Genomic DNA, 13482 nt, shown 5'->3' on the forward strand with positions numbered 1-13482 from the left:
TGTACAAGTTATGGAATCGGATGAGTTCGGGGAGCGATTACCCGTCATCGGTCCGGCAAGTGTTGATCCCCAAAAGTGATGGCCAGTTACGGTCTCTGGGTATTCCCACCTTTGGCGACCGAGTGGCACAAATGGCAGTTAAGCCCTTTTTCGATACCATCGACCATGACTTGATGATGCGAGCCTTTGAAAAGCATGTCCCCCGAGAAGTGGATGCGCTTATACATTCGGCGCTGGTTGGAGGCCTCGGTTTGTCCTGACTGACGAAACATGCCAAGTCAGGGATCGGGGAACTCCACAGGCGTTATATCTCCCCCCCGGGTACTCGCCCCCCCCTACGAGAGGGGGGTCATGTCTGCAATGCATGCTCAGGATGATGACGTAGAGGTTTCATATTGCCCACAGCGGTCAGTCATCCAGAGGAATACCGCCATGATGTACGAAAGCATCGATACCGCAGTCATTAACGATGAAGACCTGCCATGGGTTCCATTCGCCCCCTACAGCGAAGAAGTCTTCATCAAATACATCAAATGCGACCCGATCCGCGGCGAGACCATCACCCTGCTCAAGGCTCCAGCTGGCACTACGCTGCCTAAACACCACCACTCCGGCACCGTGATCGTCTACACCATCAAGGGTGCCTGGAAGTACATCGAGCACGACTGGGTTTCCAAGGTCGGCGGTGTGGTGTTCGAAACCGCCGGCACCAGCCATACCCCGATTGCGCTAGCCGAATACGGTGATGAAATCGTCACCCTGAACATCACCCAGGGCGACCTGCTGTATTACGACGAGCACGACAACATCTGCGCCATCGAGAACTGGAAGACCGGCGTGCAGCGCTATCGGGCCTTCTGCGAAGCCAATGGTATCGAAGCCAAGGACATCACCAGTTTTTCGGTCTGACCCGCCCCGGCGCTCCTCGCATCAGTGTGGGGAGCACCAGCAGCAATCGAAGCCAGCTGCAACCTGCGTAGGTTTCATGCTGCCCCCGGCAGGCACCCGCGCCCAGCCCCCTAGAGCGGTGAAAGCCGCTCAGAAAAACAACAATGGATGGAGATACCCATGATCCAGAAGCTGCAAATCTCCGGGCACTTCACGCTGAAACTGTGCACGCTGCTCGCCAGCTCGATCGCTTGCGCACAGGAAACGCTGCCCTTCCCGCCCACGCCTTCAGCCAGCGACGCAAAGCCAACGCTGCAGGAGTCCAACCACCAGAAGCGCCAGCAGCAATCACACTTACCGGCCGATGCACCGAACATTCTGGTGATCATGCTCGACGATGCTGGCTTCGCCCAGTCCGATACCGTCGGCGGAGCCATCCATACCCCAACCCTGAGCCGGGTCGCCGATAGCGGCCTGCGCTACAACGCCTTCCACACCACGGCCATCAGCTCGGCCACCCGCGCCGCGCTGTTGACCGGTCGTAACCATCACCGGGTCGGCAACGGGGTGATCGCCGAACTCGCCACTGACTGGGACGGTTATACCGGGGAAATCCCGAAAAGCTCGGCGACTATGGCCGAAGTGCTTAAACAATACGGCTACAGCACCGCCGCCTTCGGCAAATGGCACAACACGCCACCGCTCGATACCACGGCTGCCGGCCCGTTCGACACTTGGCCGACGGGTTATGGCTTTGAACATTTCTATGGTTTCCTTGCCGGCGAAACCTCGCAGTACGAACCGCGTCTGTACCGCGATACCACGCCAATCGAACCACCGCGCGATCCGAAATACCACCTCAGCGAAGACCTGGCAAACCAGGCGGTAAACTGGCTCCAGAATCAGCAAACCTACGCGCCGAGCAAGCCCTTCTTCCTCTACTGGACCCCGGGTGCCGTACATGGCCCGCACCAGGTGAACGCCGAGTGGGCGGACAAGTACAAGGGCAAATTCGCTGGCGGCTGGGATGCCTACCGCGAGCAGACCTTTGTTCGCCAGAAGGAGCTCGGTTTTATCCCCCAGGACGCCAAGCTCACGCCGCGCCCGACTGAATTACCGGCCTGGGACAGCCTTTCCGCGGAGCAACAGCAATACCAAGCACGGTTGATGGAAGTGTACGCAGGCTTCATGGAGCACGCCGACACTCAGGCCGGAAAGATCCTCGACGAACTGGAGCGCGAGGGTAAACGCGACAACACCTTGATTTTCTATGTATTCGGAGACAACGGTGCCTCTGCTGAAGGCATGGAAGGCTCTATCAACGAACTGCTGTCCCAAAACGGCATTCAGGTGCCCAAGGAGCAGCAGTTAAAGGTTCTCAACGGTATGTACGGTGGTCTGCCCGCACTGGGTGGGCCGACGCTTGAAAGCATGTATAGCGCCGCCTGGGCCTGGGCAGGTTCAGGGCCGTTCCCCGGCACCAAACTGGTGGCTGGCTACTTCGGTGGAACCCGTACGCCATTGGCGGTCTCCTGGCCGAAGCAGATCAAGGCTGACGCCAAGGTTCGCGGGCAATTCCACCACGTCAACGATATCGTCCCGACGGTCTATGACATTCTTGCCATCACCCCGCCGAAGGAGGTCAACGGCGTCGCCCAGGATCCGCTGGACGGCATCAGCATGCGTTACACATTCGGCGATGCCGAGACAAAATCGCAGAAGCTGGTGCAGTACTTCGAAGTCCTCGGCAGTCGCGGCATTTACAAGGACGGCTGGATGGCCTCGGTATTCGGCCCGCGCAAACCTTGGGTACAGGGCTTTGCCCAATTCATGGGCTGGAGCCCGGAGAACGACCAGTGGGCGCTCTACAATCTGACGAATGATTACTCGCAAGCCACTGACCTGGCCGCCAGCAATCCAGAGAAGCTCGCCGAGTTGAAGGCCGAGTTCGATGCCCAGGCCACGGCCAACCATGTCTACCCGATCGGTGCCGGCCTTTATCCGTTCCTTAACCCGAGCGCACGGATTGCCACCAACCAACGCGAATGGCATTTCAGCGACCGTATCAACCGCCTGCCGGAGTTCGCCGCGCCCAACCTGCGCAACCAGAACAATACGGTCGTGGTGGAGGCCGTAGTACCGGCAAATGCCAGTGGCGTGCTGTATGCCATGGGCGGTATCGGTGGCGGCGTGAGTCTGTATCTGGATGACGGCTATCTGGTCTACGAGTACAACGCGCTAGCCATCGCTCGAGTCAAACTGCGTTCGGCTGAGAAAGTGCCAGCGGGCAAGGTCAGCATCGAAGTGCTCACTGCGATGGCGTCGGCCAAGCCTGGCTCACCGGCCAGCCTCAGCCTGCGTTTGAATGGCCAGGAAGTCGCCAAGGGTGCCACGCCCTTCACGCCACCCCTGACCTTCACCGCCAGTGAGACCTTCGACGTGGCCAAAGACCTTGGCTCGCCGGTATCCCTCGACTACTTTGAGCGCGCGCCCTTCGCCTTCAACGGCAAGGTCAACGACGTGCACGTCGCCTACACCCCTTGAGTCGGTGACGGCCGCCCTGGGCTAACCGGGGCGGCTTTTGCGGTACACGCCCGCTATCAAAACCTCCTGAGCGACGGATTCCGACATGAGTTTCGTTGCCTCACTCAATCAGATTGTCCTGTCTGTGGTCGATCTACGATTGGCCGAGCACTGGTTCCGCTAAGGCTTCGGCCTGGCCGAAACCGACATTCCCTTACATAGCCCGGAACACGAAGCACTTTGGGGGCTGGCCGGGGCTCAGCAAAACAGCCGCGTATTTCTCGCCGGTGATGTGTTGCTGGAAGTCGTGCAATACCTGCAACCGCTCGGCAAACCCTGGCTGGAGAGCTATCGAATCCCTGACCAGGGCATCTCAATGCTTTCGACGCACACAACAAACAGGACTTGATGACGGTTTACCACCGCGCCTGTGCCGGCGGCGCCCGACTGAATTTTCGCCCCGGGTGGTGTACGTCAACAACGGCCAGGGTTTCTCCTACGAGGTACTGTGGTTGAAGCCGGGGATTGCGTTCTCATTGAGGTTGAAGCCCTGGGTGCTTCCTACGTGCCCCATGCGCTTGAGGTGTCGAGTGAAAGCGCGATGCAGGCGCTTGCCGGCCATATTCACGCCACCCTGGGCACTCTCGATGTACTGATCAACAACGCCGGCATCAGCTACCTCGGCCAGTTTCTCAAAAGCGACCTGGCCCACTGCCGACGGGTCATGGATATCAACGTGATGGGCGTGGTGCATGGTTGTTAACACTTCATCCCGCAGATGATCCAGGCCGGTGGCCTTCGTCATGTGCTGAATGTGGCTTCGGTTGCAGGCATCTATCCCTCGCCGACGATGGCTGCCTACGCGGCCTCAAAACATGCAGTATTCGGCTTCAATGAAGTACTGAAGATGGAACTGGCCAACACCAGCGTCAGCGTCACCACGGTCTGCCCTGGTATCATCAATAGCCGATCACCCATGCCCGCAACAACATCTCGTCGTCGATCACCGATGAACAGCTCGCCCGCCTGCAGGCTTATTACCAAGCCAAGGGCTGCGAGCCTGATCTGGTCGCCGAAGGCATGGTGCGCGCCGTACTGAAAGGTCAGGACCTGTTGCTGATCAGGCCCTTCGCCGAGCTGTTTTTTTATCTGAGCGTGTATCCCTTGGCCTGATGCGCCGGGTGATCCTGCGCGACGTGCGGAAAATTGGCTACCTCTGACCGCCCCCTGCCCCCCCGTCGCGGGGGGGGGCTACGGGGCGGTGGCCCCTTAGCCTGTAAGCGAACCGCAGCGGCCTGCTGAGCGGTCTGCACAGCACGCGGGAACCCAGCCATGCTCACCACCGACGCCACGCCTCAAGGCCTGCACCTTATGGCCAAACCGATCGGGCCGATCTGCAACCTCGACTGCAGCTACTGCTTCTATCTGGAAAAGGAGCAGCAATACCCGCCGCGCGAGCGCTTCAGCATGCCCGATGAGGTGCTGCGCGCTTATGTGCAGCGTTATATCGCCGCCCAGAACAGCCCCGAAGTCGAGTTCACCTGGCAGGGCGGCGAGCCGACGCTGCTTGGGCTGGAGTATTTCCAACACGCGGTCAGCTACCAACGCCAGTTCGCTGGCGGCAAGATTATCCGCAACACCCTGCAGACCAACGGCACCCTGCTCGACGACGATTGGTGCGCCTTTCTCGCCCGCGAGAATTTCATGGTTGGCCTCAGCCTCGACGGCCCGCGCGAGGTGCATGACCTCTATCGGCCAGACAAACGTGGGCGTTCGAGTTTCGACGATGTCATGCGCGGCCTCGGCCTGCTGAAGAAGCACGAGGTCGAGTTCAATGTACTGGTCACCGTGGCCCGCGAGGTGGCCCATTACCCACTGCAGGTTTATCGCTTCCTCAAGGCCGAGGGAGTTCGGCATATCCAATTCAATCCAGTGGTGGAACGCCAGCCGAGCCAACCCGAAGTCAGCCAGGGCCTGCACTTCGCCACCCCACCGGAACTGCGCTTACGCGCCGTGCCCGAACCCGCGGCAGTGACTGTTCAGAGTGTCGAACCTGAGCGTTATGGCGACTTCCTGATTGCCATCTTCAACGAATGGGTACGCCAGGATGTCGGCAATATCCACGTGATGAATTTCGAATGGGCCCTGGCTTCCTGGTGCCAACTGCCGCCTTCCGTGTGCCTGTTTAGCCCACGCTGCGGCAAGGCTGCGATCGTCGAGCACGACGGTAGCGTCTATTCCTGCGATCACTTCATGTACCCGGAGTACCGCTTGGGCAATATCCAGACGGATGATCCTGCAGCCCTGCTCGCCTCACCCGCGCAACTGGCCTTCGGCGCGGCCAAGGAAGAAACGCTGCCAACCTATTGCCTAAAGTGCGACTACCGCTTCGCTTGCCATGGCGAGTGCCCGAAGAATCGCTTCATGAGCGCACCCAACGGCGAACCTGGCCTCAACTACCTGTGCCCGAGTTACAAGAAGTATTTCCACCATCTAACGCCCTACATGAACGCCATGGCCAAGCTGGTGAGCCATGGCCAACCAGTCGCGCTGATCATGCAGGCCTTCGCCGGCCCGCTGCTGGTTCCTCTCGGGCCCCAGCCCTAGACCGCCGCCAAGACCAGGCAGCGGCGCTTGTTACTGATCGTCTCGACCTACGGCCTGCTCGGCATCGGCTGGATTCTGCTTTCCGACAGGCTGCATGGAACCGATCAGCTAGCCGGCTTGTACCAGACTGGCGAGGTATAGGCCCGTTCCTGCAGAACCATGGTGGTTCCTTTGAGCGCCTCGGCACCCAGACGCTTGACGTCATAGGCGGTCCAGCGCGGGGTGGGGATCTCCAGTACGCGTCCGTAATAGAACGCCGACTGCGCCGGGTCGAACTCGGGATCCTGCCACACGGCGACCAGTTCCGAGGCACCGATGCTGTTGCTCCAGGTCGCGTTGGCAATGTCCACGGTACTGCCTACCGGCGGCAGCTTACCGCTGGCATCGAGCTTGCGTTCACTGCCCCAGGCCACGTCATAGACCTTTTCGTGCAGCTTGCCGGAAGCATCCAGCCAGCCCTTGACGATCTGGTAACGGTCGAGGTTCGCGCCGATCGGATCTTTGAGCGCAGCCACCAGGAAACTGGGTGCTTTGCCGGCTGGCGCCAGGGACAGTTCAGCCCCCATGGGCACGCCCTTGCGATAGCCAGCATCGGCTAGGCTGCGGCTCTGCAGGTCGGTCTGGTTGAAATCCCAGCCGGCGAATAGGCGCACGCTCATTCGCGGCCCAGTGGTGCCATAGGTCTCGCGGCGCTGCATCGCATCCCAGATCGACTCACGGGTGTTTTCCTTGGCCCACACCGCCGCGTAGCCCGAAGCGGAAACCTCCCAGTCCATGACCTTGACGCCGCTCTGGACATTATTGAAGAAGGGCTTGCTCAGGCGCTTCGGGCTTGGCTCCTGAGAGGCGGTCTTGCCGAAGAAGTTGTCCTCCTCGATGGCGACCAAGCCATTGTGCGAGTCAGTACTGCCGATCATGCCGAACTGATAGGGGTTGGTGCCGAGCTCCTGCTGCAGCTTGAGACCGTTGAGTAGCGCCGAGCGCGCGTACTCGAACTCGAGCATGTCCGGCTGCTTGGCCACGCTGCCATCCAGATTGCCTTTGTCCCAGCGCTCGAAGTCGGCGAACTCGTCGTTCGGCGAGAGCTGTGGATGGGTTTCACCATCCCCTTTGGTCTGGGTGACCTCATAGAGCGGCTCCCAGCGCGCGCGCTGCTCAGCATAGACCTGATCCACCGGCTTGCCGGTAAAGGACTCGATCAGCGGGAACATGCGGCCATTGGACAGGTTGCCGTTGTGGGCGATGGCCAGTACCTGGCCCCCGGTCTTGGCCTCGTAATCACTCATCCACTGCCAGAGGTCGCGCGGGTTGTCGCTGCCCAGTGGTTTGAGGGTGGTAAAGGGCTCGATCTGCGCAACCTTGTCGCCGTTGTCACGGAAAATGACGTTGCGGTGCAGGTTGTTGGCACCACTGTTGGAGGTCCACTCGTAGCCGAGCAACGCTGTGAAACGACCCGGTTCGTTGTAGGCCTCGGCCGCACTCACCGACTCCTGCCAGGCATTGCGGAAGGTCTCGGAGCCAGGCACGGGCAGCAACTGCTTGGACAGGGTGCCATTGCCGAAACTGGTGATGAGCTCTATGGCGGCCTGGGCGGCCTGGCCATTGCGGATCATTTCATGCAGTTTGCGCCCCTGCTCATCGGCCATGACCGATGGTGCACCGGAGACCAGCAACGGATAGAGGCCATAGCCATCGGAGTGGTCAGCCACCACCAGGAAGTCCAGCGGCCGCGCCAGTTTTACCGGCTGTCCGCTGGACGCGGATACCTGCTCGCCGCGGGCGAAGCGATATGCCTCCTGCGGTCCCAGGCGCGCACCGAAGACCCCGGCGTCCAAGGACTGGGAGGTGTGCAGATGGGTATCACCAAACAGCGGGCGAGTTGGATAGTCACGCCCGACATTGGGCGAATAGGCCGGGGACGCCTTAGCCGGTGCGCTCTGGTCTGCCACGACGGGCAGCGCACCCGCCAGTGCGACGGCGCAGGCAAGGTACTTGAGAGAATACAGGTGCATGTGAATCTCCTTTATTTCACTAGAACGCCACGACGCGCTGGATGACCCAGGTCATCGCCACGCTACCAAGGACATAGGGCAACAACAGACGAGGCCACTGCAGAGTCTGCGGCCACAAGAGTCGAAACACGTAGCGCAGCAACAGGACTACTAGAATGAAGAGCAGTTGCCCGCTCTCCACGCCAAGATTGAACGCCAGCAGCGCCAGCGGTATGCCGACCTGCGGCAAGCCCACTTCCTGCAAGGCACTGGCGAAACCCAGCCCGTGCAGTAGGCCGAAGGCAAAGGCCACCAGCCAGGGAGCGCGCATGGCCAGCCCTGCGCCACCCCGCCGCTGACGCACCACCTCAGCGGCGACAAAAACGATGCTGAGCGCGATGACCGCCTCCACCGGTGCGATCGATACCCGCAGCAGATCCAGGGTCGCCAGGCTCAGAGTGATCGAGTGCGCCACGGTGAATGCCGTGACTGTCCAGACCAGCCTGCGCACGCCGCTGACGAGCAGCAGCAGGGCGAGGACGAAGAACAGGTGATCGATGCCAATGAGAATGTGCTCGACACCAAGGACGAAGTAGCTGGCAGCCAACTCCAGCAGGCCGGGCGTCGCGGTCACGTTGAACGCGGGCTGTGCCGCCGACAGGCGCGCACTCTGCTGCGAACCGTCGAGGCGACTGATGCGCACCAGTACGTCCGCGGAAACCTCAGTCAGGCCAGCGACTGTGATGTTCTTGCCAGCCAGACCGGTCGGACAATCGATCTGCCAACGCTGCACGAAGCTGTTGTCGCCGAGCACAACCTGCACACCGCCGGCCGGGCACTGCTCGGACAGTTGCAAGCGCAGGGCCAGACGGCTGTCGCCGAGCGCCGGCAGCTTCCATAGCACGCTGTAGCGCTCGCTGGAAACCTCATCCAGTTGCAGATAACCAAGGCGCAACTCGTGCGCGGCAAGCAGCTGCGACCAGCCGGCGGCGAGCGCGCCGATGACCAACAGAACACGGAGTCCGCGCCATCTCATGGCTGCGCATCCGCTACGATGACCACCTGATAGCGCTCTTGCAGCGCGACGTAGAACTGGTCGAGCTGCTGTTGGCGCTGGTCGCGCTGCCAGGCCTGACGCAGTGGCTCGCGAACGGCGGCGAACTCGGCCTGGGCTGCCAGCTGCACCCGTTCGAGGCGAACCAGGTGCGCGCCATAGGCCGATTGCAGCGGCCCGGCCCAGCGATCCTGCGGCAGCTCACTCAAGGCGTGGCCAAAACCGCTGCCGAACAGCCGATCCAGATCTTCGACCGAGAGATCGGCATAGATCGGTTCCAGCGCACTGCGATCGACCTCCAGCGCGTCTCGACTGTCACCGCCATTGAGCCGCGACAGCAGACGTGCTGCCTCGGCCTGAAGATTCGCGCCATGCCTGGACGGATCGACAAAGACCTGGCTAAAGCTGTAGCGCGACGGTTGCAGGAAGGCTTCGGGATGACGCTTCCAGTAATCTTGCAGCTGCTCCTCACTGGGTTCAGCCTGTCTGACCAGATCGGCGGTGACGAACTCCAGCCGCTGGCGCAGCAGCCGGCGGATCACACTGTCATCCTGATCGATGTCCAGCGCCCTCGCCTCGCGCACCGCCATTTCCTCGCGCACATAGTCGCGCACCAGGCCATCCAGTTCTTCGCCCGTCGGCGGTCGCCGCCAGGCCTTGACGAAGTTGCCCTGCAGCGCGGCGAGGCGGCCATGGTCGACGACTATCTGCTGATCGGCCTCCGGCTCACCCGGCAGGACGGCATAGACACCGAACAGCAGCCCGCCCAGCAGCAGGAAATGCAGCAGCGGCTCGCGCAATGCGCGATGCAGCAACGGGATGCCAGCTTCGATGAGCTGTGCAATTGACATGGTATCTCTCCCCAACAGGTGTATCGCCGGCGGCAAGGGTGTCGCGCCTACCGCTGTTCAATACAGCCGGTTCACCGACGCGTTTGCTTCGCCTGCAAGGCGCTACAAAGCGCCGGACAGGCGCCCCGTATCTCAAGGCACGGGGCAGACCGCACTTACTTGGCCGCCATCACCGCAGAATGCTAATGCGCTGGCTGCAACGTGCTGGTATCCGCGACGTCGGGCTGGATGCAGACAAAGGCAGGCATCCGGTCCTCATGGGCATAGGCCGGCAGGTTGGAATTGGAGGTACACACGCGGCCATCCTGGGTGAATTCGAAGTCACGGAACCAGGTCACCCGGTTAGGCATTGGATAGGCGATGAACTTCTTCTGTGCCGGGATGTAGCGCATCACCCGATCGGTGTTGTTGGTGGCGATCCACACGTCGCCGTGCTTGTCGACGTTCAGCGCATAGGGGATCTCGTACTCGTTGGCCGCCAGCAGCGGCAGCGCGATGCTCTCGAAGGTTTTGCTCTGCGTATCGAAACGCATCAGGTAACCCTCGTCGAAGGACGGAATCCACAGGCTGCCATCCGGGCCGAAGCGCAGCCGGCGCGGGCCTTTGTGCGGCACGTCATACTCGGTGACCGCGTGGGTCACCGGGTCGATGTGGCCGATCTTGTTGGCCAGCAGCTTGCTGTACCAGACGCCGCCATCGACCGGATTAACGTCGATGCCGTAGGGCCAGTTGAACACGTCACGGCCACCGTTGAGCCACTTGTGGTGCGACAGCGCCAAGTGAAAATTCTGCTCGGGAAACCAGGCGGATATCTTCAGCACCAAACCAATGAAGGTATCGGTGATCCAGCGCAGCACACCATTGTGCGGCGTTTCGATTTCGGTGAACTGCTCGGTCTTGGTGTCGAACTTCATCACCGTATTGGACACCAGCACGGTGAACCAGACGTTGTCGTCCTTGTCGGCGCGGATAGTGTGCGAGTAGAGCCCCTTGCGCCAAAGGAAACCCTGCGGAATCGGATAGAGCTTCCAGGCCTTGGTCTCCGGATTGAACATGATCAGGTTGCTCGACAACGCACCGGTGAAGAAGATGCGCCCATCGGATATCTGCGCGCCGCTGTGCGGGCCGTGCTTTCCGGTGAAAATGCCGATCGGCAACTGCATGCCACTGAAGTTGCCGCCCTTGACCTCGTCGGTAACCGGCATCTCGTACTTGTCGATCTGCCCGCTCTTGCGATCGAGGATGTACACCTCGTCGCGGCCTTCATCGATGCCCATCAGCTTGTCGTCGGACAGCACCATGGTGTCATGCAGGAAGGACATTGGCGTGGCCGCATGCCACTCCTCGACCCGCGCCTTGGCCAGCTCGGGGCTGAAGTCGTGGGTCTGAATCGCCTTGATCGGTTCGCCGTCAAACCCCTCGGCCAGCATCTTGGCGATGCTCTTTTCCTCGCGATAGGTCAGCGTCGCCAGATAGCCCTCCATGCGATTGATGGTCAGCCCCCACTGTTCCTCGCTCCGCGGGACGCGGGTCATCGCGTTGCCCTGCTGGTGGCAGAAGCTGCACTGGGAAATGAAGGCTTCCTTGGTCTGCGCATCAGGGAACGGCAGGGTTGCGGCATGGGCCGAGGCCGTCAGGCTGTTGGACAGTTCCTCGACCGATGCGATTTTTTTCACGTTGAAATCCAGCTGGCGCTGATCGTCGCCGGCCAGTTGCAGCGGCTGAACGATATCTTGGAAGTACGGGGTACGCGCGCGCACCTGGAGCTTGCCGGCAAAACTGGTGACCAGTTCGTAGCGACCTTCAGCGTCGCTGTAGACGGTCTCCTTGCGGTTACGTGCCTCGTTCCAGACGGTCACCAGGCTACCGGCGACTGGTTTTCCATCGCCGGTCATGACACTGCCGGTCAAAGTCGCAGCGCTGGCGCTGGCACTGAAGACCAGGGCGAGCAGACTGAGGGAGTAGGCTGATTTCATAGGAGGCATCTCGCTTAGCCGAAGTGATAGAAGTAGAAGTGCAGCGCGGCGACAACTGCCACGGACACGACAATGTTCAAGACGATGTGTTTGCTGATGGATTTCAAGATACGCATGCTTCGTTTCTCCAGATTCATGGCGTGGTCAGCCTGGGCCCTCTGCACGATCAGCTCGTCAGCTGACGGCGCAGGCCTCTGAGCGCAGCATTGAGTTTGTGCTCAAGCAGATAGCGCAAGGGAACGCCAAGCCCGGGGATGCGTGAGCGGAAACGGATGTGCCAGTCGACGCGGGTGCCGCTGCCGCAGGGGGTCAGGCGCACCTCGCCATGATGGCAATACACCGGCGAGCCCTTGAGCACTCGATAGCGATAGCCCCGGTTCGGACTGAACTCGATGATCTCCTCGTGGATCGCGCCGAACGGCGAGGCCAGCACCCGCTCGGCGCCATAGCCGTTGACCTCGCCGACACCCGGCTTGACCAGATGGCACTGCCCCAGACCCGCCCAGTTTCCCAGCGCCCGATGGTCGCTGAGCAGGGCGAAGACCCGCTCCGGCGCGGCGGCGATCTCGATGCTCGCGGCGCAGGACTGGTTGTCGGCGAGCGGGCGCCGCTCACGCGGCAGCGGCAGGAAACCGAAGTCACGATGCCCCTTGCCCGGCCTGGCCCACATGAATTCGTAGGAAAAGCCCAACGGGTCGTTGACGTAGACGCAACCGGCCAGCGGCAGATGGATCGGCCTGCAGTTCGCCTTGGCGCCCGCGGCCAGCGCACGCAGGTGCATGGCGTTGACACCATGCCGGTTGAGCGGGTCGCCAAAGCAGATGTTGAGGATGCCCTGGTCGTTGATGCGGTAGCCCGCATCGCGGGGCCGCCCCTGGTCGCGGCCATACTCAACGATTTCCAGCAGCAGTGTCGGCCCGCCGAACACGCGGCGCATGGCGCCAGCGTCCTCCAGCCCCCACAGCGCTTCATGTGCGTCGTCGTGCAACTGCAGGTCGTGCTCGGGTACGCCCAAGCCGCTGCCGACGAACTCGCTGGAGGCGGCCAGATCCGGCGTGGTCATGCTCACATAACGGATCGCCACCGGGCAGTCCTGGCGGCCACGGTTGTTCTCATCGGGCAGCGGATCCTGCTCCAGCAACTCGACATAGACCCCATCAGGGTTGCGCACGCATACGCGGCGCGCACCGGCCTCGCCGAGCGGTGGTCTCAGCGGCTGGCTACCGAGCACGGCGAGCCTGGCCAGCGCCAGATCGAAATCGGCCACCCAGACACCCATGCGGCTGTAGCCGATGTCGTTGGGCTTGCGATCGGCCGGCATCAGGCGCGCCAGCGGCTGCTCGTACTGGAACAGCTCCAGCTGACACCAGTCGTTGCGACCGACCAGGCACCAGCAAGTCATCGCCGCGCCGGGCAGGTCGACGATGGTGGCACTCAGCGGGCCACGCATCATCAGGCGGCTGCCACCGGCCGGGAGGAAGCCCAGGCCGTCGCACCACCAAGCTTCGGTGCGGCGCAGGTCGACCACGCTGAAAGCGATCTGGTTCAGCGCCAGAGGCAAAGGGGAGCGTGCACTCATGGTCATCATCCTT

8 protein-coding genes and 1 pseudogene are annotated in these 13482 nt (G+C 61.6%); 4 read left to right on the forward strand and 5 right to left on the reverse strand.

Features of this window, described 5'->3' with window-relative positions:
- Nucleotides 1-432 precede the first annotated feature (432 nt).
- The 4 genes and pseudogenes from VCJ09_RS16495 (at nucleotide 433) to VCJ09_RS16510 (ending at nucleotide 6018) form a co-directional block, all read left to right on the forward strand.
- On the forward strand, nucleotides 433-909 hold the full coding sequence (locus VCJ09_RS16495) for a 2,4'-dihydroxyacetophenone dioxygenase family protein (protein WP_324731214.1): 477 nt from the start codon (nucleotides 433-435) through the stop codon (nucleotides 907-909).
- A 246-nt stretch (nucleotides 910-1155) separates the two neighbouring features.
- A complete protein-coding gene (locus tag VCJ09_RS16500) occupies nucleotides 1156-3432 on the forward strand; it encodes an arylsulfatase (RefSeq protein WP_407693049.1) in 2277 nt (758 codons plus the stop codon).
- Between the two features lie 544 nt (nucleotides 3433-3976).
- Nucleotides 3977-4510 (forward strand): annotated as a pseudogene (locus VCJ09_RS16505) (SDR family NAD(P)-dependent oxidoreductase).
- A gap of 233 nt (nucleotides 4511-4743) precedes the next feature.
- Nucleotides 4744-6018 (forward strand): anaerobic sulfatase maturase, encoded by a 1275-nt coding sequence (locus VCJ09_RS16510; RefSeq protein ID WP_324731216.1) that lies wholly within the window; start codon nucleotides 4744-4746, stop codon nucleotides 6016-6018.
- Between the two features lie 104 nt (nucleotides 6019-6122).
- Here the strand turns inward: VCJ09_RS16510 and VCJ09_RS16515 are convergent, their stop codons facing one another.
- From VCJ09_RS16515 to VCJ09_RS16535, 5 genes are all read right to left on the reverse strand, one after another.
- Nucleotides 6123-8030, reverse strand: coding sequence for a DUF3604 domain-containing protein (locus VCJ09_RS16515; RefSeq protein ID WP_324731217.1), 1908 nt, complete (start codon nucleotides 8028-8030; stop codon nucleotides 6123-6125).
- 19 nt (nucleotides 8031-8049) lie between these two features.
- Entirely contained in the window at nucleotides 8050-9045 is a 996-nt protein-coding gene (locus VCJ09_RS16520) for a HupE/UreJ family protein (protein ID WP_324731218.1), read from the reverse strand.
- Entirely contained in the window at nucleotides 9042-9914 is an 873-nt protein-coding gene (locus VCJ09_RS16525; RefSeq protein ID WP_324731219.1) for a peptidyl-prolyl cis-trans isomerase, read from the reverse strand. The genes VCJ09_RS16520 and VCJ09_RS16525 overlap by 4 nt, the downstream gene beginning before the upstream one ends.
- A 182-nt stretch (nucleotides 9915-10096) precedes the next feature.
- A complete protein-coding gene (locus tag VCJ09_RS16530; RefSeq protein WP_324731220.1) occupies nucleotides 10097-11890 on the reverse strand; it encodes a carboxypeptidase regulatory-like domain-containing protein in 1794 nt (597 codons plus the stop codon).
- A 166-nt stretch (nucleotides 11891-12056) separates the two neighbouring features.
- Complete coding sequence (locus tag VCJ09_RS16535; protein WP_324731221.1) at nucleotides 12057-13469, reverse strand: SRPBCC family protein; 1413 nt, start codon at nucleotides 13467-13469, stop codon at nucleotides 12057-12059.
- Nucleotides 13470-13482 lie beyond the last annotated feature (13 nt).

Source organism: Pseudomonas paeninsulae (genome assembly GCF_035621475.1).
Classification (GTDB): Bacteria; Pseudomonadota; Gammaproteobacteria; order Pseudomonadales; family Pseudomonadaceae; genus Aquipseudomonas; species Aquipseudomonas paeninsulae.

Coding starts and splice junctions, on each gene's coding strand:
- VCJ09_RS16495 (WP_324731214.1), top strand. CDS start 433: ATGATGTACGAAAGCATCGATACCGCAGTCATTAACGATGAAGACCTG.
- VCJ09_RS16510 (WP_324731216.1), top strand. CDS start 4,744: ATGCTCACCACCGACGCCACGCCTCAAGGCCTGCACCTTATGGCCAAA.
- VCJ09_RS16515 (WP_324731217.1), bottom strand. CDS start 8,030: ATGCACCTGTATTCTCTCAAGTACCTTGCCTGCGCCGTCGCACTGGCG.
- VCJ09_RS16520 (WP_324731218.1), bottom strand. CDS start 9,045: ATGAGATGGCGCGGACTCCGTGTTCTGTTGGTCATCGGCGCGCTCGCC.
- VCJ09_RS16525 (WP_324731219.1), bottom strand. CDS start 9,914: ATGTCAATTGCACAGCTCATCGAAGCTGGCATCCCGTTGCTGCATCGC.
- VCJ09_RS16530 (WP_324731220.1), bottom strand. CDS start 11,890: ATGAAATCAGCCTACTCCCTCAGTCTGCTCGCCCTGGTCTTCAGTGCC.
- VCJ09_RS16535 (WP_324731221.1), bottom strand. CDS start 13,469: ATGAGTGCACGCTCCCCTTTGCCTCTGGCGCTGAACCAGATCGCTTTC.